Origin of the sequence: Streptomyces sp. SP18CS02, assembly GCF_036322365.1 — a bacterium.
In the GTDB taxonomy this organism is placed as follows: domain Bacteria; phylum Actinomycetota; class Actinomycetes; order Streptomycetales; family Streptomycetaceae; genus Streptomyces.
In genome coordinates this window covers 1-26,455 of sequence record NZ_JAQYXC010000306.1, presented here as the reverse complement: position 1 = coordinate 26,455, position 26,455 = coordinate 1, and the positions used below count along the sequence as shown (strand labels likewise).

General features: G+C 71.7%; 19 protein-coding genes and 1 pseudogene. 7 read left to right on the top strand and 13 right to left on the bottom strand.

All coding sequences use genetic code 11. The annotated features are described in order from the left end of the window. Positions 1 to 6 precede the first annotated feature (6 nt). The 5 genes from PUR26_RS33845 to PUR26_RS33825 all read right to left on the bottom strand — a co-directional run bounded on the left by PUR26_RS33845 (position 7) and on the right by PUR26_RS33825 (position 8,212). Positions 7 to 2,007 carry a beta-galactosidase gene (locus PUR26_RS33845; protein ID WP_329878651.1) on the bottom strand — a complete coding sequence of 667 codons (2,001 nt, stop codon included), beginning with the start codon at positions 2,005 to 2,007 and terminating at the stop codon, positions 7 to 9. Further along, the gene (locus PUR26_RS33840) at positions 2,007 to 4,217 is read right to left on the bottom strand and encodes a sialidase family protein (RefSeq protein ID WP_329878649.1); all 2,211 of its coding nucleotides are present in this window, start codon (positions 4,215 to 4,217) and stop codon (positions 2,007 to 2,009) included. Before PUR26_RS33840 ends, PUR26_RS33845 begins: the two co-directional genes overlap by 1 nt. A gap of 176 nt (positions 4,218 to 4,393) precedes the next feature. Next, positions 4,394 to 5,320 carry a carbohydrate ABC transporter permease gene (locus PUR26_RS33835; RefSeq protein ID WP_443077256.1) on the bottom strand — a complete coding sequence of 309 codons (927 nt, stop codon included), beginning with the start codon at positions 5,318 to 5,320 and terminating at the stop codon, positions 4,394 to 4,396. Positions 5,321 to 5,325: 5 nt separating this feature from the next. Beyond that, complete coding sequence (locus tag PUR26_RS33830; protein WP_329878646.1) at positions 5,326 to 6,486, bottom strand: ABC transporter permease; 1,161 nt, start codon at positions 6,484 to 6,486, stop codon at positions 5,326 to 5,328. A gap of 25 nt (positions 6,487 to 6,511) precedes the next feature. Next, positions 6,512 to 8,212, bottom strand: a complete 1,701-nt coding sequence (locus tag PUR26_RS33825) for an extracellular solute-binding protein (RefSeq protein ID WP_329878644.1) — start codon at positions 8,210 to 8,212, stop codon at positions 6,512 to 6,514. Between the two features lie 357 nt (positions 8,213 to 8,569). Here PUR26_RS33825 and PUR26_RS33820 point away from each other — a divergent pair, with 357 nt between their 5' ends. Continuing rightward, positions 8,570 to 11,428 (top strand): glycoside hydrolase family 3 C-terminal domain-containing protein, encoded by a 2,859-nt coding sequence (locus PUR26_RS33820; RefSeq protein WP_329878642.1) that lies wholly within the window; start codon positions 8,570 to 8,572, stop codon positions 11,426 to 11,428. Positions 11,429 to 11,550: 122 nt separating this feature from the next. On the opposite strand, the gene PUR26_RS33815 is transcribed toward PUR26_RS33820, so the two are convergent. The 8 genes and pseudogenes from PUR26_RS33815 to PUR26_RS33780 all read right to left on the bottom strand — a co-directional run bounded on the left by PUR26_RS33815 (position 11,551) and on the right by PUR26_RS33780 (position 20,659). After that, positions 11,551 to 11,955: a hypothetical protein gene (locus tag PUR26_RS33815; RefSeq protein ID WP_329878640.1), complete on the bottom strand. Its 405-nt coding sequence runs from the start codon at positions 11,953 to 11,955 to the stop codon at positions 11,551 to 11,553. A gap of 282 nt (positions 11,956 to 12,237) precedes the next feature. Beyond that, positions 12,238 to 13,422, bottom strand: a complete 1,185-nt coding sequence (locus tag PUR26_RS33810; RefSeq protein WP_329878638.1) for an aldose epimerase family protein — start codon at positions 13,420 to 13,422, stop codon at positions 12,238 to 12,240. A gap of 51 nt (positions 13,423 to 13,473) precedes the next feature. Further along, complete coding sequence (mmsB, locus tag PUR26_RS33805) at positions 13,474 to 14,703, bottom strand: multiple monosaccharide ABC transporter permease (protein WP_329878636.1); 1,230 nt, start codon at positions 14,701 to 14,703, stop codon at positions 13,474 to 13,476. 8 nt (positions 14,704 to 14,711) lie between these two features. After that, positions 14,712 to 16,196: pseudogene (gene mmsA / locus PUR26_RS33800) on the bottom strand (multiple monosaccharide ABC transporter ATP-binding protein); the annotation flags it as partial. A gap of 68 nt (positions 16,197 to 16,264) precedes the next feature. Beyond that, on the bottom strand, positions 16,265 to 17,377 hold the full coding sequence (gene chvE / locus PUR26_RS33795) for a multiple monosaccharide ABC transporter substrate-binding protein (protein ID WP_329878634.1): 1,113 nt from the start codon (positions 17,375 to 17,377) through the stop codon (positions 16,265 to 16,267). Between the two features lie 3 nt (positions 17,378 to 17,380). Further along, entirely contained in the window at positions 17,381 to 18,349 is a 969-nt protein-coding gene (locus PUR26_RS33790; protein ID WP_329878632.1) for a hypothetical protein, read from the bottom strand. 148 nt (positions 18,350 to 18,497) lie between these two features. Continuing rightward, the gene (locus PUR26_RS33785; RefSeq protein WP_329878630.1) at positions 18,498 to 19,508 is read right to left on the bottom strand and encodes a zinc-dependent alcohol dehydrogenase; all 1,011 of its coding nucleotides are present in this window, start codon (positions 19,506 to 19,508) and stop codon (positions 18,498 to 18,500) included. Beyond that, positions 19,505 to 20,659 carry a mandelate racemase/muconate lactonizing enzyme family protein gene (locus tag PUR26_RS33780; protein ID WP_329878628.1) on the bottom strand — a complete coding sequence of 385 codons (1,155 nt, stop codon included), beginning with the start codon at positions 20,657 to 20,659 and terminating at the stop codon, positions 19,505 to 19,507. Before PUR26_RS33780 ends, PUR26_RS33785 begins: the two co-directional genes overlap by 4 nt. Before the next feature lie 219 nt (positions 20,660 to 20,878). On the opposite strand from PUR26_RS33780, the gene PUR26_RS33775 reads away from it, so the two are divergent. The 6 genes from PUR26_RS33775 to PUR26_RS33750 form a co-directional block, all read left to right on the top strand. Next, a complete protein-coding gene (locus PUR26_RS33775; RefSeq protein ID WP_329878626.1) occupies positions 20,879 to 21,649 on the top strand; it encodes an IclR family transcriptional regulator in 771 nt (256 codons plus the stop codon). Next, on the top strand, positions 21,646 to 22,497 hold the full coding sequence (locus PUR26_RS33770; protein ID WP_329878624.1) for an SMP-30/gluconolactonase/LRE family protein: 852 nt from the start codon (positions 21,646 to 21,648) through the stop codon (positions 22,495 to 22,497). The genes PUR26_RS33775 and PUR26_RS33770 overlap by 4 nt, the downstream gene beginning before the upstream one ends. Positions 22,498 to 22,605: 108 nt before the next feature. Beyond that, positions 22,606 to 23,148 carry a SigE family RNA polymerase sigma factor gene (locus tag PUR26_RS33765; protein ID WP_329878622.1) on the top strand — a complete coding sequence of 181 codons (543 nt, stop codon included), beginning with the start codon at positions 22,606 to 22,608 and terminating at the stop codon, positions 23,146 to 23,148. Next, a complete protein-coding gene (locus PUR26_RS33760) occupies positions 23,136 to 23,855 on the top strand; it encodes a hypothetical protein (protein WP_329878620.1) in 720 nt (239 codons plus the stop codon). The genes PUR26_RS33765 and PUR26_RS33760 overlap by 13 nt, the downstream gene beginning before the upstream one ends. Positions 23,856 to 24,059: 204 nt before the next feature. Beyond that, entirely contained in the window at positions 24,060 to 24,890 is an 831-nt protein-coding gene (locus tag PUR26_RS33755; protein WP_329878618.1) for a pectate lyase, read from the top strand. 271 nt (positions 24,891 to 25,161) lie between these two features. Next, positions 25,162 to 26,455 (top strand): AfsR/SARP family transcriptional regulator (locus tag PUR26_RS33750; RefSeq protein ID WP_329878616.1); only part of this gene is annotated, 1,294 nt, incomplete at its 3' end.

Here is a 26,455-nt window from a genome sequence, read left to right as displayed (position 1 = left end):
CGCCGGTCACCGGGCGGTCCCCGACGCGACCGCCCGCCCCGCCGCCGTCTCCCGCAGAACCGCCACGCCGAAGCGCTCCAGTTCCATCGGGCCGGCCACCTCCGCTCCCGTCAGCAGGTCATGGTGCGTCCCCGGCACGGTCACCGTGACCGGCTCCCGGCCGTGGTTCAGCACGAACAGCAGCTCGCCCCGGCGCACCGCCTCCACCCCCTCGGGCAGCCCCTCCACCACCGGCCGTACCCCCGCCTCCTCGGCGATCCCGGCGAGCAGCGCGCGCAGGGCCGGGGGAGAGGGGAGCGTGGACACGTACCAGGCGCGGCCCGCACGCAGCACCGCCGCGAGCCCGTCGAGCTCACCGCCGCGGTACGCCGCCACCACCTCGCCGCCGTCGGTCGACAGCTCCTCCGACCACAGGGTCGCGTCGAAACCGTCGCAGGACACGCTCTCATCCGGGTCCAGCGGCCACCATTCGTGGACCGTCCCGATCCCGAGCAACGCCCGCAGCCGCGCGTCCATCCCGCCCTCCCGCACCCGGTCGTGCTCGTCGGCGACGCCGGTGAAGAAGCCGCAGACGAGCGTCCCGCCGCCCCGCGCGTACGAGACGAGGTTGTCGATCGCCGTGTCGGTGAGCAGGTAGAGATGGGGCACGACGACCATCCGGTAGCCGCGCAGGTCGTGCTCGGGGTGGGCGAAGTCGGTGGCGAGGCCGGATTCCCACAGCGCCCGGTGCCAGGCGCGGACGAGCCGCTGGTAGTCGACCTCGCGGGAGGGCCGACCGTCCTGCTGTCCGGCCCACCAGGAGTTCCAGTCGTGCAGGACGGCGATGCCGGCGGTCGCGCGGGTGCCGACCACGTCCTCCAGGAGGGCCAGTTCGGCGCCGATCCGTTTGACCTCCTGGAAGGTGCGGCCCCGCTCGCCGGCGTGCGAGAGCATCCCCGAGTGGAACTTCTCCGCCCCCTGCCGGGACTGGCGCCACTGGAAGTAGCAGACGGCGTCGGCGCCACGGGCGACGGACTGCAGCGACAGCAGCCGGTTCAGGCCGCGGGGCTTGGGGTGGTTGACTTCGCGCCAGTTGACCGGTCCGGCCGCCTGCTCCATCAGCATCCAGGGGCCCCGCGCCTGCGACCGGGTCATGTCACCGATCATGGCGTTGTACTGGCCGCCGAGCGGGTCCTTCGGGTCCGGGTAGATGTCGACGGACACGACGTCCTCCTCGGCCGACCAGGCCCAGGCGTCCTGGCCCGACCAGAACGGCATGAAGTTGGTGGTCACCGGCACGAGCGGGGTGTGCCGGGCGACGATGTCGCGCTCGGCGACGTAGCACTCCATCAGCGCGTCGGACGTGAACCGCCTGAAGTCCAGCTCCTGGGCGGGATTGCGCCTGTACTGGGCGCGGCGGGGAGGGATGATCTCCTCCCAGTCGTCGTAGCGCTGGCTCCAGAAGGCGGTGCCCCACGCCTCGTTGAGCGCCTCCACCGTGCCGTGCCGGGCGCGCAGCCAACGGCGGAAGTGCGCGGCCGTCTCGTCGCACCAGCAGTGCGTGCAGTACTCGTTGTTGATGTGCCACATGGTGAGCGCCGGGTGACCGGCGTATCGCGCCGCCAGGTCCTCGGTGATGGCCGCCGCGTACCTCCGGTAGGTGGGCGAGCTGGCGCAGAACTGCTGGCGCGAACCCCACCACACCGTCTGCCCGTTCTCGTCGCGCGGCAGCGTCTCCGGGTGACGGGCACCCATCCAGGGCGGCGGCGAGGCCGTCGGGGTGGCCAGCACCACACCGACCCCGTGTCCGTGGGCCAGGTCCGTCAGCCGGTCCAGCCAGCCGAAGTCCCGTGCCCCCGGGCGCGGTTCGATTTTCGCCCAGGAGAAGACACCGACCGTCACGGAGTTGACGCCCGCCTCCCTCATCAGCCGGAAGTCCTCGGTCCAGGTCTCCTCCGGCCACTGCTCGGGGTTGTAGTCGCCGCCGAAGACCGGGCGGCCGCGGGTCGCGTCGTCGAGCGAGGGCATCAGAGCGGGTCTCCGTACTGGATGCCACGGCCGTTGGTGCCCAGGTACACCCGGCCGTGGACGCGGGGGTCACCGGTGATGACCTCACCGGTCCAGCCCCACTGGTGGGCGTCGTCGTTGATCCGGATCCAGCTGCGCGCACCGTCGTCGGAGCGGTACACGCCCACGAAGTCGTCGACGGCGCCGGTCTGGAAGACGGCGGGATACCCGGCGCCCGGGGCCGCCTTGCCGAAACCCAGGGCGTAGGACGCCCAGCAGCTGGACACCTTGGTGAAGGTGCGTCCGGCGTCGACCGAGCGGTAGAGGCCGTTCCTCTTGGCCGACAGCCAGAGATCGCCGTGTCGCCCAGGGGCGGCGGCGATCCTGAACTGCGCATCGCCGGAGGGCAGTCCGGTGGCACCGGCCGTGAAGGTGGCACCGCCGTCGGTGCTGACGTACACGCTTCCCGAGTCGGTGTCGTACGCGTAGAAGCGCGTCGGGTCGACCGGGTCGGCGACCGGGGCGGCGCCCTTGGGGAAGGAGGGGACCTCGCTCCAGGTGGCCCCGTTGTCGAGTGACCGGTGCGCGGCGTGACGGGTGCCGTCCCAGTGCGCGAAGGACCAGAGCAGTGCCGCTCCGTCGGCACTGGTGGCGATCGGCCCCGGGGCGTCCTTGGCGAGGGCGGGCTGGGCGGCGAAGGGCGCCCAGGTCCGGCCGCCGTCGGTGGAGTACGCGCCGTTGCCGTGGTCGCCCCAGCCCGTCCGGACGACGTACGACGGCCTCGACGCGGCCTGGGCCAGCCCGGTCGCCGACCCGAACACGGGGTTCGCCGCCATGCCGCGCGAGGGCGACGACGTGAGCCGCTCGTGGTACATCACGCCGATGTCGCCCAGCCCGCTGAGCAGATGCGCCCGACCGGACGGCGGCGAGATCAGCTGGCGTACGGCCGACTCCTCCAGCCCGCGGCTCCACGGCTCCCAACGGCGCAGGTCGCGGGTGGCGTAGAGGGTCGCCCCCGTCCCGTACACCAGGTGCTTCGAATCGAACGGGTCGAGGGCGAGCGCCTGGATCCACCAGCCGAACTTCGGCTCGTCCCCGCCCCACCTGAGGAAGGGCGTCTCGGACACGTCGAAGACGGCGGACTCCTTGAGGGACACCCAGGTGGCTCCGCCGTCCGTGGACCGCAGGAGCGTGTCGACCGCGCCCCAGCGGTTGTTGGTGGAGACGACCACGGTGCCGGGGCGCCGGACGTCGACCGCGACGCCGCCGTACCCGAAGGTGTCGCCTGGCCCGGGCCGGACGGGTGTCACATCGGTCCAGCCCCCGGTCGTCGTGTCGAGCCTGTGCACCGAGCCGTCGGACTGGCCGTTGGGCCCCGGCGCGTCGGCGTACGTCACGTACAGGCAGCGCGTGGCGGTGTCGTAGGCCGCGCGGAGCGGGACCTTCGCCGAGGTGCCGGAGGGACGCCCCGGCACCGCCTCCCAGCCGTCGCCGGCCGTGCGGAACAAGGCGCCGTCGCCGTCGCCCCAGCCGGCGTAGACGGTGCGCCCCGCGGCGACGAGGAACGTCACGCCCTGACCGGTCGCCGAACCGGTGGCGGGGAAGGCGGCGGACGCCCAGGTGGCGCCACGGTCGCGCGAGGTGAGCAGCCCGTCGTGGCGGGTGCCCAGCCACAGGGTGGCGCTGTCGCGCGGATCGACCAGGAGCCGCTCCCCGGCGCCGCGCCCGTCCTCGTTGGCGCCCAGCTTCACGGTGAGATCCGTGCGCGCCCAGGTGGCCCCCCGGTCGTCGGAACGGAGTACGGCGCCGTTCCCGGACCAGGGCTGGGAGTACGTACCCACGGCGAGGTAGAGCCGGTCGGGGTGGGCGGGGTCGACCGCCATGGCCTCGACTCCGAGGAGGTTCCAGTCGTCCCAGCCGAGATGGTCGGTGAGCGGCGTCCAGCGCGCGGTCCGGTCGTCCCAGCGGTAGGCGCCGCCGATGTCGGTACGGGCGTACGCCAGTCCGCGCACGCGGGGATGGAAGAGCACTCCGGTGATGAATCCGGTGCCGCCGATGACCGCGGTGCGCCAGCGGTACGGGCGCGCGGCGCCGGAGACGGTTCCCGACGCCGGGGGCCGGGCGGCCGGGGCCGCCTGGGCCCCCGGCCCGAGGGCGGGTACGGCGACGAGCGCGGCTGAGGCCGCGCCGCCGACGATCACGGAGCGTCTGCTCGGCGGAGAGGGGCGCATGGCATGCCTCGATCTGTGGGAGAGGTGGCGAGGGACGGCGGGGCGGGGGACGTCACGGGGGCGAGGAGCGGCCGGACTGTCGACGTCTGCCGGGGCGGGGGATGGTCACGCCCCGGCAGACGTCCGCGCGCGGGCCGCCCGCCCCGGATGCCGGGCGGCGGCGTACGGGCGGCCGGTCAGCCCTTGACCGCGCCCGTGAGCATGCCCTTCTTGAAGTGCTTCTGGACGAAGGGCGACGCGATCGCGACCGGCACCAGGGCCAGCACCATGACGGCCATCTGCACCGACAGCGGCGACAGCTGGTTCGTCTTGATCAGCTGACCGAGCCCGGTCGGGGGCTCCTGCTTCTGCACGATCTGGATCATGACGTTCTGGAGCGGCATCATCTCCTGGTCGGTGAGGTAGATGGAGGCGTTGAACCACGCGCTCCAGTACCCGACCGCGTAGAACAGCGCGATCACGGCGAGCACGGCCCGGGACAGCGGCATGACGATCTGCCACAGGATCCGCAGGTCTCCGGCCCCGTCGATCCGGGCGCTGTCGACCAGCTCCTGCGAGATGTTCATGAAGAACGCCCGCAGCACCAGGATGTTGAAGACGCTCACCGCGCTCGGCAGGATCAGCGCGAGATACGTGTCGGTCAGCCCCAGGGCCTGCACGAGCAGATAGGTCGGGATCAGTCCGGCGCCGAAGAACATCGTCGCGAGCAGCGTCATCAGCATCCAGCGGTGCCCGACCGATCCGCTGCGCGACAGGCCGTACGCGCACAGCACCGACACCGTCATGCTGAACAGCGTCCCCACGACCGTGACACCCAGGCTCACCAACGCGGCCCGCTGGACCTGGCCGCCGCCCAGCAGTTCCCGGTAGGCCACGAAGGTGATGTCCTTGGGGACGACCACCAGCCCGCCTGCCTCGGTGATCGCCGCGGGGGTGGACAGGCTGGTGACGATCACGATCCACAGCGGGAAGAGGATCGCCAGGCAGGCGGCCGCCAGCGCGATGGCCTTGCCCGCCAGTCCGGCTCTGCCCGGGGCCTCCTCCCAGACCGGGCGGGGCGGGGCGGCCCAGCGGCCCGGCTTCTTCCCGGGACCCGCAGTCACGGACGTCACTTCTTGTACACCCCCTGCTCGCCCATGAGATGGGCGACCTTGTTGGCCGCGTAGACGAGCCCCAGCCCGACGACACCCTTGATCAGCCCGGCGGCCGCCGCATAGCTGAAGTCCTGATTGCGGATGCCGTTCCACCACACATAGGTGTCGAGCACCTCCGCGGCGTCGAGTCCCACGGCGTCCCGCTGGAGCAGGAGCTGCTCGAAGCCGACCGTGAGGGCGTCACCGACGCGCAGCACCAGCAGCAGCGCGATCACCGGCCGCAGTGCGGGCAGCGTCACGTGCCACATCCGCCGCCAGCGCCCGGCCCCGTCCATGGCGGCCGCCTCGTACAGGTCGTTGCTGACGGAGGACAGCGCGGCGAGGAAGACGATGATGCCCCAGCCGGCGTCCTTCCAGATGCCTTCCGACGTGACCAGGAACTTGAAGATCCCCGGATCGGTCATCAGGTCGAAACCCTCGACGCCGTGGCGGCGCAGCGTCTGGGCGATGATCCCGGCGCCGCCGAACATCTGCTGGAAGACGGTGATGACCAGCACCCAGGAGAAAAAGTGCGGCAGGTACATGATCGCCTGGGCCACGGCTCGTACCCGGGGCCGGATGATGCTGTTGATCAGCAGCGCCAGCAGGATCGGTACCGGGAAGAAGAGCACGAGCTGGAGGAGGAACAGGACGAGGGTGTTCTCCACCGAGCGCCAGAAGGCCGAGTCGGCGAAGACCCGCTCGAACTGTTCGAGCCCGACCCAGGGGCTCTCCAGCATGGCGACGAAGCCGTTGTCGCTGAGGTACGGGTCGTAGTCCTGGAAGGCCACGACGTTGCCGAGGACCGGTATGTAGGTGAAGACCAGGACCAGCAGCAGGGCGGGCGCGGTCATCAGGACCAGTGTGCGGTCCCGGCGGAACCGGACCGCCAGGGGCACCTTCGCGCCGCGCCCGCCCTTCCGTCCTCCCCGGTCCGTCCCCGTGCTCTGTCCGCTCTGTCCGCCCCCGGCCGCGCCGGCCGTCCCGGCTTCCCGGGCGCCTCCGGCCTGTCCGGCGTCCTGGCCGGGCGGTGCCGAGGTGTTCCCCGACCGCCGGGCCGGGGCCGTCGCGGCCACGGCGGACGCCGCCGTCGACCCGGGCGGCCGCGCGCCGGGTACCGCGTTGTGCTGCGACACGGTTCTCTCCTCGCGTGTCGGTGCGTCAGTTGGCCGCGGAGCCGGTGTCGTCGAGCAGCTTGCGGTACCAGTCCCGCAGCTGGTCACCGCCCCTGCTCTTCCACTCGGACACGGCCTGCTGCACATCGGCGACCTTCTTGCGGCCCCGCACGACGTCGTCCTCCAGTTGCTCGAAGTCGTCGGCCAGGTTGGTCCAGCGGCTGGGCTCGGTGACGGTCAGCCCGTAGAAGGACGTCTTCCGGGTGAAGGCGCCCATGCGCTGCTGCCACTCGACCTGGAGCCGTGTGATGTCCGGCCGGTCGGGGTGGGCGACGTACGCGGCGGGGTCGCCCAGATAGTCGAAGGCGCCCATGACCTGGAGGTTGCCGGTGTCGTTCTTGACCGGCAGGCCCTTCCGCAGTGTGTAGTGGGTGCCTTCGACGCCGTAGTCGGTGAGCATCCGCTCCCGGGTGCCGTAGGGGGCGGCGCAGAAGTCGGCGATGGCGAGGACGTCCTTGATGACCGTCTCCGACGCCTTCCTGCTGACGAAGGACCAGATGTTCGCCGGCTGGGTGGCGTAGAGCCGCGGAGCCGAGCCGTCATGGCCGAAGAGGTCCATCGCGCCCATCGTGAAGCCGGGGTTCTGGGCGGCCTGCTCGACCGACTTGGTGTACCAGTGGGAGAGGTCCTGGTTGTAGACGAGCACCTGGCCCGAGGTGAACCGGTTGCCCCCGTCGCCCTGCGCCGCCTTGCTGTCCGGGTGGACCACATTGGCCGCGTACAGCTTGCGCACCCACTCCAGGGCTTCCAGGTACTCCTCGGTCTCGATGCGGTTGACCAGTTTGCCGTCGGCCATGTTCCACCACAGCGCCTTGTCCCCGCCCGGCAGTACGCCGAACATGTTGAAGGCCGTCCACTTCATGTCGTCGCAGGCCCACACCTTCGCCTTGGCGGCGGTCGCCTCCTTCGCCCAGGCGAGGAACTCCGCGGCACTCCTCGGCAGCCGGTAGCCCTGCTTCTCGAAGATGTCCTGCCGGTAGAAGGGGACGATGTTGACGACGTTCGAAGCGGGCATCGGGATGCCCCGCAGCGCACCCCCGAAGAGGGAACGCTGCCACGCGTCGGTCGGTACGGCGGCCAGATTGGGGTAGTCCTTGACCTTGTCCCCGGAGAGGTACGGGCCCAGGTCGGCGAACTTGGCGTTGACGGCGCTCGGGATCTTCCCGGTGAGGTTCCAGGCGGGCACGACCACCACATCGGGGATGTCGCTCGACGCGAGGACCGCGCCCAGCTTCTCGTCGTAGGTGTTGCCGTCCTGGTTCTGCCAGACGGTGGTGACGCCGATCGCGTCGTCCATCGCCCTGTAGTAAGGGTTGTCGTTCTTCGGCGGGCTGCCCCACAGCGGCGCCATGACCCTGATACGGCTTCCGCCGCCCGCCTTCCCGGCCACCGACGCCTTCAGCCGGGTCGTGGCGATCGCCCGGGTGAATCCGGCCGGTGAGCCGTTCTTGGAGGGGATGTCGGGAGCGACCACGTCACGCGCCACGAAGGTCGGAAGGATCTTCTGCGCGTCCTTGCCCGACGTGGTGCCGTCCTTCTTCTCGCTCTGCGAACCCCCGCAGGCGGCGAGCAGCGGCATACCGCCGGCCACCGCTACCCCGGCGAGTGCCGTGGAGCCGAGGAAGCCCCTCCGGCTCGTGACGGAGCCCAGGCCCGGGCCCGGGACGGAGGAGGAGTTCGGCGTCATTGCACAACCCTTCATGGCGCGCCAGGACACCCGGCGGCGTCCGCCGGTCGGCTGCGGTGTCTGAGGTGGAACTGGCGTAACGGACTCATCCGAAGCAGGCGTTGAGGTGCGCGGCCGAGGTCGGCCGCGTCAGGTCGTCGAAGCGCTTCGATGTTGCTGCGAGGTTAAGTGAACGAAACCGGCCGCACAAGAGCCGATGCCAACATTCCTCGGGGCTCCGGAGAGTGGTTGACAGTGTTCCGATCCCGGTGGATGACGAGTTGTTGACCGGATGTGTCTTGACAGTCGAGGTCGCGGAGCCAGAGCATCGAAGCGCTTCGAAAGATCGCTCCCGGACATCCGCAAGGGGAACCGCACGTGACCACAGACCGGCCGCCGTTCCGCGACCCGAACCTGCCCGTGGCCAGGCGCGTCGACGATCTGCTCGGGCGACTGACGCCCGACGAACGGATCGCGATGCTGCACCAGTTCGGCCCCGCGGTGGACCGCTGGGGCGTCGCGGCCTTCCGTACCGGCCAGGAAGCCCTGCACGGCGTCGCCTGGATGGGGCCGGCGACCGTCTTCCCCCAGGCCGTCGGCCTCGGCGCGACCTGGAACGACGCCCTCGTCCGCCGCGTCGGCGCCGCCGTCGGCGACGAGGTGCGCGCTCTGCGCGCCCGCGACGACAGGACCGGCCTCAACGTCTGGGCGCCGACGGTCAACCTGCTGCGCAACCCCCTGTGGGGCCGTGGGGAGGAGGGCTACTCCGAGGACCCCGCCCTGACCTCCGCCATCGCCGTCGCCTACACCCGCGGCCTGCGCGGCGACCACCCCCACTACTGGCGGACCGCACCCGTCCTCAAGCACTGGCTCGCCCACAACAACGAGACGGACCGGGACACCACGTCCTCCTCCGTGCGTCCGCGGGTCCTGCACGAGTACGACCTGCGGGCCTTCCGGGGCGCCGTCGAGGCCGGCGGTGTCGCCGGTGTCATGCCCGCGTACAACCTGGTCAACGGCCGCCCCAACCACCTCTCGCCCTATCTGGCCGAGCACCTGCGCACCTGGACCGCACAGGAGCTGCTGGTCTGCTCCGACGCGGGCGCGCCCAGCAACCTCGTCGACTCCGAGCACTACTTCGACACCCACGAGGAGGCCACGGCGGCCGCCCTGCGCGCAGGTGTGGACAGCTTCACCGACCACGGCACCGACAGTTCGACGATCGTCGCCCGGCTCCGGGGCGCCCTCGCCCAGGGGCTGATCGACCCGTCGGACATCGACACGGCCGTACGCCGCCAGCTCCACGTCCGCTTCTCGCTCGGCGAGTTCGACCCGGAGCTCGACCCGTACGCCCGGGTCACGGCGTTCGACACCGACAAGCACCGGCAGCTCGCCCGGGAAGCCGCCGAACAGGCGGTCGTCCTCCTCACCAACGACGGCCTGCTGCCCCTCGACCCCGCCGCCGGCCGGCGCGTCGCCGTCGTCGGACCGCTCGCCGACGAGTGCAAGCTCGACTGGTACAGCGGCGCCCTGATCCACCGGTCCAGCCCGCTCGACGGCCTGCGCGCACGCTTCGGCACCGAGAACGTCATCCACGCCGACGGCGCCGACCGGGTCCGGCTGCGCTGCGCGGCGGGCCTGCTGCGGGTGCCCGAAGGCGATGCCTCCACCCGGGCGCGCGGCTCCGAGGGCGCCCTCGACCCGGCCCTGATCGCCGGCCGTACCGACCTGTCGCCGCTCGGGCTCGACGACCGGGGCAGCGAGTTCGCCCTCACCGACTGGGGCGGCGGGGTGCTGACCCTGCGCGCCCCGGACGGCCGCTATCTCTCGGTCGCCGACGACGGCCTGGTGAGAGCCTCCGCCGACCAGCCGGGCGGCTGGGTCGTCCAGGAGACGTTCAGGCTCGAACCGCACGGTGAGGGGCACCTCCTCCGGCACATCGCAACGGGTGGATACGTCTGTGTCGCCGCCGACGGCGTGAAGGTTGCCGACCGGGGAGAGATCTTCTCGGTCGAGACCGCCGAGCGGGGTGAGGAGGCGGTGGCGCGGGCCGCCGCCGACGCGGACGTCGTCATCGTCGTGGCGGGCAACGACCCCCACATCAACGGCCGCGAGACCGAGGACCGCACCACCCTCGCCCTGCCCGCGGCCCAGGACCGGCTGTGGCGCGCCGCCCGCGCCGCCAACCCCCGTACCGTCCTCGCCCTCGTCTCGTCCTACCCCTACGCCGTGCCGGACGCCGTGGCCGAGCTGCCCGCGGTGCTGTGGACCGCGCACGGCGGGCAGGCGGCGGGCACCGCGCTCGCCCGGGTCCTCGCGGGTGACGTGTCACCCGCCGGGCGGCTGCCCCAGACCTGGTACGCGGCCGACGCCGACCTTCCCGGCCTGCTGGACTACGACATCATCGGCAGCCGCCAGACGTACCTCTACTTCGACGGCACGCCGCTGTTCCCGTTCGGCCACGGTCTGACGTACGCGTCCTTCGCCTACACCGCTCTGACCGCCGAGAGGGACGAACAGGCCGGCCAGGACGCGAGCACGGTGCGCGTCGCCTTCACGGTCACCAACACCGGCGCGGTCGCCGCCGACGAGGTCGCGCAGCTCTACCTGCGCGCGCTCGCCCCCTCCGTGCCCCGTCCGTTGCGCGAACTGGTCGGGCACCGCCGAGTCCACCTCGCTCCCGGCGCCGGACAGCGGCTCGAGTTCGAGGTGCCCGCCCGGGCCTTCGGCTTCTGGGACGTCGCACACGGGCGGTGGGCCGTGGAGCCCGGGGAGTACGAGCTGCTCGCCGGAGCGTCCAGCCAGGACATCCGGCTGACCGCCACCGTACGGCTCGACGGTCCCGCCCTCGGCCCCCGGCCCGTCCTGGAGCGGGGGATCGCCGCCGTGGACTTCGACGAACAGCACGGCACGGCGATCGCCGACCGCGCCCGGGTCTCCGGCGACTGCGTGACGCCGGTCGACGGGCGGGCGGGTGAACTGCTCTTCCGGGCGTGTGACTTCGGCGCCGGATCCGGGGGCGTCAGCGTCGAGGTCTCCGGCGGCGGCACCGTCACGGTGGCCCCTTCCGGCGGCGCCCCCTCGGTCACCGTCGACGTACCGCCGACCGGTGGGGTGTACGACTACACCACCCTGGACGCCGCACTCGACGTCGCGGGCGTCCACGATCTGCGCGTCACCCTGACCGGCACGGTACGTCTCGCGTCCCTCGTCTTCCGGGGTGCGCCGGGCGCCTGACGGAGGCCGGGACACGACAACGCCCCCGGGCGGGCGCCGTGGAGCGCTCGCCCGGGGGCGTATGCCGATCGGCCCGGCACTGCGGACCGTGGGGCGGCGAGGAGCCGCCTCGTCTAATGCGGTCAGCCGACGTTCCAGAAGGCCGCGTCGAAGTCGTGCACCACGACCTCACCCGCCTTCACGAAGGTGCCGTTCAGCCACCCGCCGGCGACGCCGCCGTACCAGGCGTCCTTGTCGTTGTACTTGCCGGTGCCGGACTTGGAGGACTTCTCCTCCTTGGACGACTTCTCTTCCTTGGAGTCCTTCTCCTCGTACCGGCTGGTATCGGACGCGGAATCCTTCTTGTGGTGCCGGCCTTCCTTGGAGTCGGCTTCCTTCTCCTGCTGCCGGCCGGTGTCGGACTTCGACGTGTGGTTGTCGTGCCGCCGGCTGCCGTCGGCGTCGGCCGGGAGGGCAGCCGCGGGGGCGGCGGCCATGAAGCCGGCGGCCGTCACAGTGGCCAGGGCGATCGATATACGGCGAAGCATGGGTTCTCCTTCGAGGTGAGAGGGACTCGCCACGACTCTTCACCAGCCGTCCGCACCTCGCATGTCGAGGCGTACGGCCGAGTGTGCCGGCCGGAGCCACCCGGGTGATGCCCCGCCCGACGGCGGCCCGCCCCGCCGTGCCCGCCGGACACCGGGCCCGGTGCCTCGGCGGCCGCCTTCCTCAGGAGACGTCGCGCACCGGGCCCGCCGGGTCCGGTGCGGCACGCGGGCGACCCGGGCGCCGACGGGGCGCCCGGGTCGCGGAACGGCGTGCTGCCGCGCTCAGCGTGCCGAGAAGCTGTGCACCGTCGTCGACCGGTAGGTGCGACCGGGCCGCAGCACCGTGGAGGGGAACGACGGCTGGTTGGGGGAATCGGGGAAGTGCTGGGTCTCCAGGCACAGACCGTCGCCCTGCCGGTAGGTCCGCCCCGAAGGCCCCGCGAGCGTGCCGTCGAGGAAGTTCCCCGAGTAGAACTGCACCCCCGGCTCACTCGTGGCGATTCTCATGGTGCGCCCCGATCCCGGGTCGCGCAGCGACGCGAATCCCTCCGGGCGCTCCGTGACGCCCTTGTCGAGCACCCAGTTGTGGTCGTAGCCCTTGGCCAGCACCAACTGCGGGTGCGCCGTGCGGATGTCCCGGCCCACCGGCTTGCCGTGCCGGAAGTCGAACGGCGTACCCGCCACCTTCGCCAGCTCACCGGTCGGGATCGAAGTGGCGTCGGTCGGGGTGTAGCGGGAGGCGGCCAGCCTCAGCTCATGACCGAGGATGTCACCGCTGCCCTCACCGGCCAGGTTGAAGTACGTGTGGTTCGTCAGGTTCACCACGGTGGCCCGGTCGGTGGTCGCCGCGTAGTCGATCCGCCAGTCGCCGCGCGCCGTCAGGGTGTAGGTCACAGTGACCCCGAGCGTGCCCGGATAGCCCATCTCGCCGTCGCCGCTCACGTACCGCAGCACCAGCCCCACCTCGGCGGGGCCGGTGAACGGCTCGACGTCCCACACCCGCTTGTCGAAGCCCTTCGCCCCGCCGTGCAGGCTGTTGGCGCCGTCGTTGACGGACAGCTGGTGCGCCGTGCCGTCCAGGGTGAAACGGCCGCCCGCGATGCGGTTGCCGTACCGGCCGATCAGCGCCCCGAAGAAGGTGGTGGCGCCCACGTAGTCGTCGAGGTCGTCGAACCCCAGGGAGACATTGGTGTACCGGCCCCTGCGGTCCGGTATCTCCAGGGACTGGACGATGCCGCCGTACGACAGCACCTTCATCCGCGTGCCGCCGTTCTCCAGCGACCAGCGGTACACCTTCGTTCCGTCGGGCAGGGTGCCGAAGAGCTCCCTCACCGGCGTGCGGCCCCCGGCGGTGCCGGCGCCGCCCGGTACGCGGGAAGGGGCCGAGGCGTGTGCGGCGCCCCCCGCGGCGGCGGTCAGCCCCGTGGCGGCCGCGGCCGCCAGTACCGTGCGTCTGCTCGTTTCCATCTGCGGCTCCAGAAGAAGGGAATCAGAAGTGGAACGGGGCCGTGAGAGGCCCTACTTGCCGGCCTTGCGCTTGTTCCAGACGTCGAACCCGACCGCGGCCAGCAGCACCAGTCCCTTGATGACCTGCTGGTAGTCGGTCCCGATGCCGACCAGCGACATGCCGTTGTTGAGGACGCCGAGCACCAGGCCGCCGATCACGGCCCCCATCACCGTGCCGACGCCGCCGCTCATCGAGGCGCCGCCGATGAACGAGGCGGCGATCGCCTCCAGTTCGAAGTTGAGCCCGGCCTGCGGGGTGCCCGCGTTGAGCCGTGCGGCGTAGACGCAGCCGGCCAGCGCCGCCAGAACGCCCATGTTGACGAAGACGAGGAAGGTGACCCGCTTGTCCTTGACGCCCGACAGCTTGGCGGCCGCCTTGTTGCCGCCCAGCGCGTACACATGGCGGCCGATGACCGCGTTGCGCATGACGTAGCCGAGGCCGATCAGCAGCGCGCACATGATCAGCATCACCACGGGCACGCCGTGGAAGCTGGCCAGGGTCAGGGTGAACGCGACCACCGCGGCGACGATCGCCGTGCACTTGAGCGCCCAGACGCCGGGCGGCAGGACGTCCAGCTCGTAGGCGAGCTGGCGGCGGCGGTCGCGCCACTCCCGCAGCATCAGGAGGACCACGGCGAGCAGCCCGAGGACGAGGGTGGGGTTGTGGTACTGGGTGTAGGGCCCCATCTCCGGGATGAAGCCCTTGGCGAGGTTCTGGAAGCCGTCCGGGAACGGGGCGAGGGACTGGCCCTCCAGCACGATCTGCGTCAGACCGCGGAAGAGCAGCATGCCCGCCAGGGTCACGATGAACGACGGGATGCCGAGGTAGGCGATGAAGAAGCCCTGCCACGCCCCCGCCACCGCGCCGATGAGCAGCGACAGCACCAGTGCCAGGACCCAGGGCATGTCGTGTTTGACCATCATCACCGCCGACATGGCGCCGACGAAGGCGACCAGGGAGCCGACGGACAGGTCGATATGGCCGGCGATGATGACGATCATCATGCCCACGGCCAGAATGAGGATGTAGCCGTTCTGCTGGATCAGGTTGGAGACGTTGTTCGGCAGCAGCAGTGTGCCGTCGGTCCAGATCTGGAACAGGACGATGATGAACGCCAGGGCGATCAGCATGCCGTACTGGCGCATGTTGCCGCGCAGCCCCTGCAGCAGCAGCGCGCCGGTGGACGGATGCGCGGACGGCGCCACGGATCCGTCCTTCGGGGGAGTGGTCGTGGTGGTCATGGCGGCCCTCAGCTTCTGTTCATGGTCATCTGGCGCATCAGCAGTTCCTGGGTGGCCTCGGCCCTGCCGAGCTCACCGGTCAGCCGGCCCTCGGCCATCGTGTAGATCCGGTCGCACATCCCCAGCAGCTCCGGCAGTTCGGAGGAGATGAACAGCACGGCCTTGCCCTGTGCGGCGAGTGCGTCGATGACGGTGTAGATCTCGTACTTGGCGCCGACGTCGATCCCGCGCGTCGGCTCGTCGAGGATCAGCACCTCGGGATCGGCGTGGATCCACTTGCTGAGGACGACCTTCTGCTGGTTGCCGCCCGACAACCGGCCCACCTGCTCGAAGACGGTGGGCGCCTTGATGTTCATGGTCGTGCGGTAGCGCTCGGCGACCCGGCGCTCATGATGCTCGTCGACCACTCCCCGGCGCCGCATGCCGGGCAGCGACGCGAGGGAGATGTTGCGGTTGATGTTGTCGATGAGGTTCAGGCCGTACTGCTTGCGGTCCTCGGTGACGTAGGCGATGCCCGCCTCGACGGCGGCGGGCACGGTCCTGGTGGCCACTTCCCGGCCCCCCACCTCGACGGTCCCGGCGACGTACTGCCCGTAGCTGCGGCCGAAGACCGACATGGCGAGCTCGGTGCGGCCCGCGCCCATCAGCCCGGCGATGCCGACGATCTCCCCGCGCCGCACGCTCAGGGACACGTCGTCGACGACCTTGCGCTGGTGGTCGACCGGATGGCGGACGGTCCAGTTCCGTACGCTCATCGCCACGTCGCCGGCGTCCTCGCCCGTGTAACGGGTGCGGTCGGGGAAGCGCTGGTCGAGGTCGCGGCCGACCATGCCGCGGATGATCCGGTCCTCGGACAGCCGGGGCCGCGCCTCGGGCGTCTCCCGCACGGTCAGGGTCTCGATGGTCCGCCCGTCGCGCAGGATCGTCACCGCGTCCGTGATCCGCCGGATCTCGTTGAGCTTGTGCGAGATGATGATGCTCGCGATGCCCTGCTCGCGCAGTTCCAGGATCAGGTCCAGGAGCTTGCCGCTGTCCTCGTCGTTGAGCGCGGCCGTCGGCTCGTCGAGGATGAGCAGTTTCACCTCCTTGGACAGCGCCTTGGCGATCTCCACCAGCTGCTGCTTGCCCACGCCGATGTCGGCGACCGGTGTCTGCGGCTTCTCCCGCAGCCCGACCCGCTTCAGCAGCCGGTTCGCCTTGCGCAGAGTGTCGTTCCAGTCGATGATCCCGCGCGAGGTCTGCTCGTTGCCGAGGAAGATGTTCTCGGCGATGGACAGATACGGGACGAGCGCCAGCTCCTGGTGGATGATCACGATGCCGCGGCGCTCGCTGGCCCGGATGTCCCTGAAGGCCACGGGCTCGCCCTCGAAACGGATCTCGCCGTCGTAGGAGCCGTGCGGATGGACCCCGCTGAGCACCTTCATCAGTGTCGACTTGCCCGCGCCGTTCTCGCCGCAGATCGCGTGGATCTCCCCGGGCCGCACGGTCAGGTTCACATCGGAGAGCGCCTTGACGCCGGGGAACGACTTGGTGATCCCGCGCATCTCCAGTACGGGCCCGCTCACTTGAGCTGCCCGGCGGTGAAGTACCCCTCGTCGACCAGGAGCCGGGTGTTCGACCTGTCGATGCTGACCGGGTTCAGCAGGTAGGACGGAACGGTCTTCTCGCCGTTGTTGTAGTCCTTGACGTTGTTCACCTCGGGCTTCCTGCCGTTCAGCACAGCGTCGCCCATCCTCACCGCCTGCTCGGCGAGCTTGCGGGTGTCCTTGAAGACGGTCTGCGTCTGCTCGCCCCGGATGATCGACTTCACCGAGGCCAGCTCGGCGTCCTGTCCGGTGACCACCGGCAGCGGCTGGCCGGCCGTGCCGTAACCGGCGCTCTTGAGCGCGGAGATGATGCCGATGGAGATGCCGTCGTACGGCGACAGCACCGCGTCGACCCGGTCGTCGCCGTAGTTCTTGCTGATCAGGTCGTCCATCCGCTTCTGTGCGGTGCCGCCGTCCCAGCGCAGTGTGGTGGCCTGGTTCATCCGGCTCTGCTTGCTGCGCACGACGAGCCGGCCGCTGGCGAAGTAGGGCTGGAGCACCTTCATGGCGCCGTTCCAGAAGTACTTGGTGTTGTTGTCGTCGGGCGATCCCGCGAAGAGCTCGATGTTGTACGGCTCGCCCGCGCCCTTGACCGGTGCGCCGAGCTTCAGCTTGTCGACGATGTACCGGGCCTCCAGCTCGCCGACCCGTTCGTTGTCGAACGACGCGTAGTAGTCGACGTTCTCGGTGCCCATGATGAGCCGGTCGTAGGCGATCACCGGGATGCCCGCGTCATGGGCCCGCTGGAGCACCTCGGTGAGCGCGGAGCCGTCGATGGCAGCGATCACCAGCAGACTGCGCCCCTTGGTGATCATGTTCTCGATCTGGGCGATCTGGTTCTCGACCTTGTCGTCGCCGTACTGGAGGTCGGTCTCGTAGCCGGCCTTCCGGAACTGCGCGGCCATGTTCCTGCCGTCGGCGATCCACCGCTCCGAGGCCTTGGTGGGCATGGCCAGGCCGATGGTGCCGCCCTCACCCGCCTCGGCCTTGTAGCGGCTGCCGCCTCTGGCCTCCTGGCCGCAGGCGGTGAGCGAGAGGGTGAGCAGTGCGGCCACCGTGGCAGCCGCGGTCACGCGGGAGACGCGCATGGATCAGTTCCCTTCCGGGACGGGGAAACGCCGGAGTTCGCCCGGAGAGCGGGAGCCGAGCGGCGACATGCCGCCGTCCGCCCCGTGCCGGGCCAGCAGATCGAGGACCAGACGGCCGCGCCGTACCCGTTCGCGGGCGGTGGCCAGTGCCGTGTCGCGCAACTGCGCGCCATAGGGGTAGATGCCCGGGGAGCGGCTCAGTCCGAACTTCAGGTAGAGCGGAGCGCCGCGCCTGATCAGCTCGGCCGCCTCGTACATCCGGATGTAGCCCCCGAGGTCGTCGGGCGCCTCGACGTACATGTCCATCGGTGCCCGGCTGACCCGGCGGATCTCGGTGAGGTGGTCGAGCGTCAGGTCGGACGGCACGTTGAGGGAGTCCGCTCCGAGCTGCTCGTACACGGCGTACGAGGCCGGGTTGACGGGACCGGTGAGCGCGGACAGCTTGAACGTGGTGTCCGCGGGAAGCGCCCCCGCCGCGCGGAGCCGGTGCAGTGTCCACAGCACGCCCTCGTCGGCGACCAGCAGACAGCGCACGCCGAGGGAGGCGGCGCGCAGCGCGTCCTCGACGCAGCCGGCGAGAGCGTCATGGCCGCGGGCCCGCAGCCCGCCGCCGCCCGAGTCGGTGCGGGTGGCCGCCCCGATGTCCCAGGTGCCTCGGGGGCCGGTGAACAGGCAGAGCTCGATGTCCCGTCCGGCGCAGGACTCCACCATCTCGGTGATCTCGTCGTCGGTGAGCATCCACACGCCGCTGCCCTGGCTGATCCGGTGGACGGGAACGTCGAGGCGTGAGCTCTCCTTGAGGACGACGGCCAGGGCTTCCGGGCCCTCCACCGACGGGACCTCGGTGCGCCAGGTGCCGCCGTCGGGGAACGCGTGCGGGGAGGCGTCGGCCGGATCGTGGGCGGGCGCGGGATGGCCGATGCGCGCGAGGGCGTCGGCGCCGGGGCGGCGCGGGGCTGACGGGGCGGTCACTGTACTCCTTGGTTCGATATTTCGGACGACATTCGGGAGGAGGGGTGTGCGGCGGTCCGGGCGCGGGGCGACCGGACCGCCGCGGGTTTCCTGTCGGAGCCCGTCGGCGGCCTTCACGCTTCCCTCGGGGCAGGGTACGGCGGGCCCTTCAGAGGCGCAGCAGCACCTTCCCCGTCTTCGGATCGCCGCCGCCGACCAGAGCGACGGCGTCGGCGAACCGCTCCAGCGGCAACTCGTGTGTGATCAGGGGCGAGGGGTCCAGCAGTCCGAGGCCGAAGGCCCGTACGGCCTCGCACCAGGCGGACGACGGCGCGCCGAAGACGCTGCGCACCTCCAACTGGCTGACCGACAGGTGCACCGGGTCGATCCCGACGGCGCCGGCGGCGAACATCCCGGTGAGGACCACCCGGCCGCCCCGGCGTGCCAGCAGGCACGCGGAGGCCGCCGTCGGCGGGGCACCGGCGGTCTCCACCACCAGGTCGAAGCGGCCGTTCAGCTCCCGTGCCCCGGCGGGTTCGACCGACCTGCTCGCCCCGAAGCCCAGCGCCTGCTCACCGCGGGCGCCCCTGGGGTCGACCACGGTCAGCTCGGCGGGCGAGGAGGCGGCCAGCAGCTGCACCGCCAGCAGCCCCAGGGTCCCGGCACCGACCACCGCGATCCGCTCGCCCGGCCGGGGACGTCCGGCGCGTACCGCCGCGGCGACCACGGCGGCCGGCTCCAGCAGGGCAGCGGCACGCAGGTCCGCGTCGTCACCGAGCAGGTGCAGCAGCCGCGCGGGCACGGTCAGATGGTCGGCGAAGGCACCCGGCTCGGTGAAGCCGGTCTCGGCGTATCCGCCGGAGCACAGGCTCGTCTCGCCGCACCGGCACCGCTCGCACATGCCGCACGCCCGGAAGCCCTCGGCGACCGTCCTGCGGCCCACGAGCGCGGGGTCCACCCCCGGGCCGACCGCCTCCACGGTCCCGGACCACTCGTGGCCCGGGATCAGCGGATAGCGGACGTACCCCTCGGCGCGGTGGCCGTCGTAGAGCTCCCGGTCGCTCATGCAGATCCCGGCCGCGGCGACCCGCACCAGCACCTCCCCGGGCCCGGGCTCCGGCTCGTCCCGCTCGATCAGGCGGTGCGCGCCCGGCCGTTCGACCACCAGGGCACGGCTCACTTCGGCGCCCGCTTCTCCCAGCCCTCGGCCCACAGGTCGAAGCGGGCCGTCTGCTGCGGGAACTCGGCCGCCGCGTCCACGTCCAGCTCGACCCCGAGCCCCGGGGCGTGCGAGATCTCGAAGCAACCCGTCTCGGGGTCGACCTGCGGCGCGCCCTTGACCACCTTCTTGATCTCCGCGTCCGCGAAGTCGTTGAAGTGCTCCAGGATCTTGAAGTTCGGTGTGCAGGCGGCCAGTTGCAGGGAGGCCGCCGTGAGCACCGAGCCGCCGACGTTGTGCGGGGCGACCAGCATGTAGTGCGTCTCGGCGGTCGCCGCCAGCTTCCGGGTCTCCAGGATGCCGCCGATGTGCCCCAGGTCGGGCTGGATGATGTCGGCAGCCTGCGACTCGAACAGCTCGCGGAACTCGATCCGGTCGTGGATGCGCTCTCCGGTCGCCACCGGAAGGTCCACCTTCTCGGCGACCTTCGCCAGCGCCTTCAGGTTCTCCGGCGGTACCGGCTCCTCCAGCCACGCCGGGGCGAACGGCGCCAGGTCCTTCGCCAGCCGGACCGCCGTGGACGGGCTGAAGCGCCCGTGCATCTCCAGCATCAGCTCGGAGTCCGGACCGATCGCGTCGCGCACCGCCTCGATCAGGGAGACCGCGTACCGGGTCTGCTCGGCGTCGAGCTCCAGGTGCCCGGTGCCGAACGGGTCGATCTTCAGCGCCCGGTAACCGCGCGCCATCACTTCCTTGGCCGCTTTGTGGTACGCCTCCGGGGTGCGCTCGGTGGTGTACCAGCCGTTCGCGTACGCCTTGACCCTGTCGGTCACCTTGCCGCCCAGCAGCTGCCAGACCGGCACGCCCAGCGCCTTGCCCTTGATGTCCCAGCAGGCCATCTCGACGACCGCGATGCCCGACATGACGATCTCGCCGGCCCGTCCGTAGTCGCCGTACTTCATCCGTCGTACGAGGTCCTCCACCGCGAACGGGTCGGACCCGGCGATGTGGTGGGCCTCGGCCTCGCGGAGGTATCCGAGCAGCGCGTCCGTGTGCCCGAGCATCCGGGTCTCGCCGACGCCGGTGAGCCCTTCGTCGGTGTGGACGAGCACATAGGTGAGATTGCGCCAGGGGGTCCCGACGACATGAGTGCTGATTCCCGTGATGCGCACGGCAGTTGCCCTCTCGAGCTCGTTCGGTATTTCGTCATACGTTCGAAATCTTGGCGAGACCGTAATCAGCTGCTCCCAGGGGTGTCAATGGTTCGCGCACGGCCGGCCGGCGCGGGCCGGACCGGCAGGGCCATTGCCCGTCGAAGTGGGCTGCGGTTAGCCTGTGTTCGTCATACCGGCCACTGGCCGGGGTATCGAACGAATGGGTGGGTGGACGGTATGGGACGTCTTGTTCCCGCAGTGACCAGGGCGCTCGACATACTGGAACTGTTCCTGGAAGGTGACGGGACGCTCTCGGCCCCCGATGTCACCCGCAAGCTCCAACTGCCGCGCACCACCGTGCACGAGCTTCTCACCACCCTGGCCGCCCGCTCCTATCTGGTGCCCGTCGCCGAGCAGCCCGGCCGCTACCGCCTCGGGGTGCGCACCTACCAGCTCGGCAGCCGGTACGCCGAACAGCTCGACCTCGCCGCGGAGGGCCAGCTGGTCGCCCGCGAGGTGGCCGAGACCTGTGACGAGACCGTCCACGTCGCCATCCTGGAGGACGCCGACGTCATCTACATCGCCAAGGTCGACTCCACACACGCCGTCCGCATGGTGTCCGCCGCCGGACGCCGGCTTCCCGCGCACTGCACGTCCGTCGGCAAGATGCTGCTCGCCTCGCTCTCCGAGGACGAGCTCGACAGCCGCATCGAGGGACGCGAACTGGTCGCGATGACCCCCAACAGCCTCACCGACCCCGGCGAGCTGCGCGAAGCGCTCGCCGCCGTCAGGGAGCGCGGCATCGCCTCGGAGCACCGGGAGTCCAACCCGGACGTCAGCTGTGTCGCCGCCCCCGTGCGCGACAGCGCGGGCCGGGTCGTCGCCGCCCTGTCCATCTCCGTCCCCATGATCCGGTGGAGCGAGGAGCGCGAGACGGAACTCGCCGAACTGGTCTCCAAGGGCGCCGCCGACCTCTCCATCCGCCTCGGCCACCGGGACGTGCGATGAGCGCCCGCGTGATCGAGGTCGCCGCGCGGGAACACGCCGCGCTGGGCGAGGGCCCCACCTGGGACGCCGCCGCGGGCCGGCTCGTCTGGGTCGACATCCTGGGCTCCCGTGTCCACACCTACGACCCGGCGAACGGCCGGCGCACCGTCATGGCCACCGGACAGCACGTCGGCGCCGCCAAACCCCGGGCGGGCGGCGGACTGGTGGTCAACCTGCGGGACGGCATCGGACTGTACGGCCCGGACGGCGCGTTCACCTGGCTCGTCCACGATCCCGTACCGGGACGTCGCGGCAACGACGCCGCCGTCGCCCCCGACGGGGCTCTGTGGGCCGGCACCATGCGCTACGACGAGGCGAGCGGCGGCGGCACCCTCTTCCGCACCGCCCCCGACGGCTCCGTCACGCCGGTCTTCTCCGATGTGGCCGTCAGCAACGGCACCGGATGGAGCCCGGACGGCACCCTCATGTACTACGTCGACAGCCCCACCCGCCGCATCGACGTCTGCCGCACCGACGGGCGGCGCGTCCTGGACCGCAAGCCGCTGGCCACCGTCGAGCCCGGCGCCGGATACCCCGACGGCCTCACCGTCGACGCCGAGGGATGCGTCTGGGTGGCCCTGTGGGACGGCGGCGCGATCCGCCGCTACACACCGGACGGCCGACTGGACCGGATCGTCCCGCTGCCCGTCCGGCGCCCCACCGCCTGCGCGTTCGGCGGCCCGGACCTGCGCGACCTGTACATCACCACCGCCCGGACCGGCCTGGACGGACCCCACCCGCTCTCCGGATCCCTGCTCGTCGTGCCGGGCGCCGGACAGGGGCTCGACGGCACCCCGTTCGGAGGCTGACCGGCCCCGTTGCTAGGATCGCGCACCTTGCTTCGGCGGCACGGGGGCCGGTTCCGGACAACTCATCATCAGACAGATCGCGCGACGAAGCGCAGGGAGAGGCCGCCCGTGGGGACATCCACCGATGACGCCGCCACGGAGTTCCATGACTTCTTCGAGCGTCACTACGCCGAACTGGCCCGCCTCGCCCACCTGCTGACGGGGGAGGCGGACGCCGCCGACGACCTCGCCGCGGACGCGCTGCTCGCCCTGTGGCACCGGTGGGACCGCGTACGCGCCGCCGAACACCCCGGCGCGTACGCGCGCGGCGTCGTCGCCAACCTCGCCCGCAGCAGGATCCGCAGCGCGGTACGCGAACGCCGCCGCGTCGCGCTGTTCTGGTCACAGCGCTCCGAGCACATCGACGATCCGGACATACCGGCCGTCGTCGACGTGCAGGGAGCGCTGCGGCGGCTGCCCTTCCGCAAACGCGCCTGTGTGGTGCTGCGCCACGCCTTCGACCTCTCCGAACGGGAGACCGCGCTCACCCTCGGCATCTCGGTGGGTACGGTGAAGAGCCAGACGTCGAAGGCCGTGGCGCAGCTGGAGCAGATGCTCGGCAACCGGGCCGCGTCCCACTTGGTGGGAGGGAGGAAGCAATGGACGAACTGAAACGCCGACTGCGTGAGGCTGCCCACGCGCACCACCCCGATCGCGCGCGCATCCTCGCGCGCGTCGAGCGCGGCAGGGCGGCACCCGCCGATCCGGCTCCGGTCCGGCGCACCGCGGGCGCCTCCTGGCTGCGGGTCGTCGGCGCCACCGCCGCCGTCGCCGCCGTCCTGGCCGTCGGCGGGTACGCCGTGGCCTCCGTGCTCCACGACGACGGTCCCGCCACGGCGGCCGTCCCACCCGTGCCCGAGGACCGGACTCCCGGGCAGGACCGGCCCGGCGTGACCCCGGGGCCGACCGGGCAGCCCCCGGTCACGGACGGCTACCTGTCCGGTGAGGGCGTCATCGACCCGCACAGCAACCGCTTCTGGGCGCAGAGCAACCTCACCCTCGGGACCGCCGAGCCCCTGAGCGCCCTCACCGTCGAAGTGCGCGTCGCCCTGACCGGCGGCGTCGCCGACACCGGTAACTGGCGTTCGCTGCCCGTCGAGGACTTCACCGTCTCGGTGCGCGAGCGCGGCGGCGCGTTGGTCTACACCTGGGTGCTCAAGCCGGACCGTACCGCCCCGGCCGGACGGCACGTCTTCGCGGGCCAGTACAACCACGCCGAGGGCGGCCGCGACGCCAGGGCCGACCGGTACACCATCACCGCCACCTCCGCCGACGGGCGCAAGGCCACCGTCCGGGGCGGATTCGGCGCCGCGTCGTAGGGCCTGCACGCCCCGCCGCCCCGGGCCGCGGAGCGCGCACCACCACGCCCTCCGCGCCCGGCGCGGGGCCGGATCGCGGCGGCGGGGGCGGCCACGCGGCCCCGGCCCTCCCGGAAGATCTTGGAAATGGGCGGCAACCCCGTTCGGACGGGCGACGACCACAAGGCGCAAGGTCGCACCCCCCCACCGAAGGGAACGGGACACATGAGCCAACGAGCCGAACTGCGCCAGGGCCGCCGGCGGCGCCTGACGCGACGACGCGCCCTCGGGGCGCTCGCCGGTGCCGTCGCCCTCACCGGCACCATGATCGTCACCAATGCGATGGTCGCGCCCGCGGGCGCCGCGGCCGCCTGGCCGACCCCCACCGGCAGCAAGGCCGTACCGGCCACCATCAAGGTCACCGGCACCCACGACGGTGGCATGCTGCGCCACTACGGCACCGGTGATCTCGGCAGCGGCGGACAGGACGAGGGCCAGGCCCCGCTGTTCGAGCTCGCGGACGGCGCCGTGCTGAAGAACGTCGTTCTCGGCTCCCCGGCCGCCGACGGCGTCCACTGCATGGGCAGTTGCACCCTCCAGAACGTCTGGTGGGAGGACGTCGGCGAGGACGCCGCCAGCTTCAAGTCCAAGTCGGCGGGAGCGGTCTACACCGTCACCGGCGGCGGCGCGAAGAAGGCGTCCGACAAGGTCTTCCAGTTCAACGGCGCGGGCAAGCTGGTCATCACCGGGTTCCAGGTGGCCGACTTCGGCAAGCTGGTGCGCTCCTGCGGCAACTGCTCCACCCAGTACAAGCGCACCATCGTCGTCGACGACGTGGACGTGACCGCGCCCGGCAAGTCCCTGGTCGGCATCAACACCAACTACGGCGACACGGCCACCCTGAGCAACATCCGCATCAAGGGTGACAGCAGCAAGAAGATCAAGCCCTGCGTCCGCTACACGGGCAACAACACGGGAGCCGAGCCCAAGGAGACCGGCAGCGGCCCCGATGGCACCTACTGCCGCTACACCGCCTCGGACATCACCTACCAGTGATCCCCGGCACCACCTGGGGAGTGTCCGGAAGGTATCGGCGTGCGACCGGAGGGCGGAGCGGCCCAGGCGAGACGTTCCGGACACGACCTGGGGGCGTCTCGCCGGTCCTGCCGGGCTCGACGACGCCCTTCGGGCGGACGACGCCATGGTGATGACACCGCCCAAGCCCTCGCCGACGAGACCGGCGAGGGCACCATCTCCGCACGGCCGAGGCGCCGGCCCCCCGCCTCGGCCGGGCCCCGCCGGCCCCCCGCCCGGGGGCCCGTCACCCATGAATCCGGTACGGGAGGCCGACCGCCTCGTGTCCCGCGGCAGCGGGGACAATGGCCCGGTGACACACCTCTACCGCGTACTCGGCACCACCCAGGCACTGGGCCCGGACGGTGCCGAGATCCCGCTCGCCGGAGCCCGGCTGAGGGCGTCGCTCACCGCACTCGCGGCGGCTGCCGGGCGTGTCGTCACCGCCCCGGAGCTGGCCGCCCAGGTGTGGACCGGTGAAGCGGTGCCGGCCGACGAGACCGCCGCCGTCCAGGCCCTGGTCGGGCGGCTGCGCCGGGCCCTCGGCCGGGGAGCGGTCGCCTCCGCGCCGGGCGGCTACCGCCTCGACGTCCGGCCCGAGGACATCGACCTGTTCCGGTTCGAGCGACTGGCCGGCGACGGCACGGCCGCCCTCGACGCCGGCCGTCCGGCCGACGCCGCCCGGCTGCTCGACGAGGCGCTGGGCCTGTGGCGCGGTCCCGCGCTCGCCGACCTGCCCGCGCGGGACACCGATGCCCTGGCGGTCCGTGCCGAGCGGCGCCGGACCGAGGCGCGAAGGGCCCGGCTCGCCGCCGAGGTGGCGCTCGGCCGCGCGGAGGGCACACTGATCCCCCTCGCCGAGCTGACCGCCGGCCACCCGCTGGACGAGCCCCTCGCGGCGCTGCGGATCAAGGCGCTGCGCGCGGCCGGGCGCCCCGCCGAGGCGCTCCAGGTCTACGAGGAGATGCGGGCCGGGCTGGCCCGGCGGCTCGGTACGGACCCCGGCCCGGAACTGCGCGCCCTCCACGCCGAGCTGCTCGCACCGGCCGGGGGCGCGCCGAGGGTGACCTCCGGGGCGCCCACGGAGAGCCCGCGACGCCGGACCGTGCCGGGAAACCTGCCGGCGGTCCTCACCTCCTTCGTCGGACGCGAGCGTGAACTGGAGGATCTGGCAGGGGAGTTGCGGCAGTGGAGGTTGCTCACCCTGCTCGGGCCCGGGGGCGTGGGAAAGACCCGCCTCGCCCTGGAAGCGGCGTCGACGCCGGCGCCGGACACGGAGTCCGGCGCGGACGTCGAGGGCCGGTGGCCCGACGGCGTATGGCTCGTCGAGCTCGCTCCGGTCCGGGACGAGGGTGTCGTCCCCGAGACGGTACTGACCGCGCTCGGGGCCCGTGAACCCCTCGGCTGGGCGGTGGAGGGGCACGGGGGTGATGCGTTGGCGCGTCTGGTGGAGCATTGCGCGCGGCGGCGGATGCTGGTGGTGCTGGACAACTGTGAGCATGTGGTGGGTGCGGCCGCGGTGGTGGCGGAGCGGCTGGTGGGGGTGT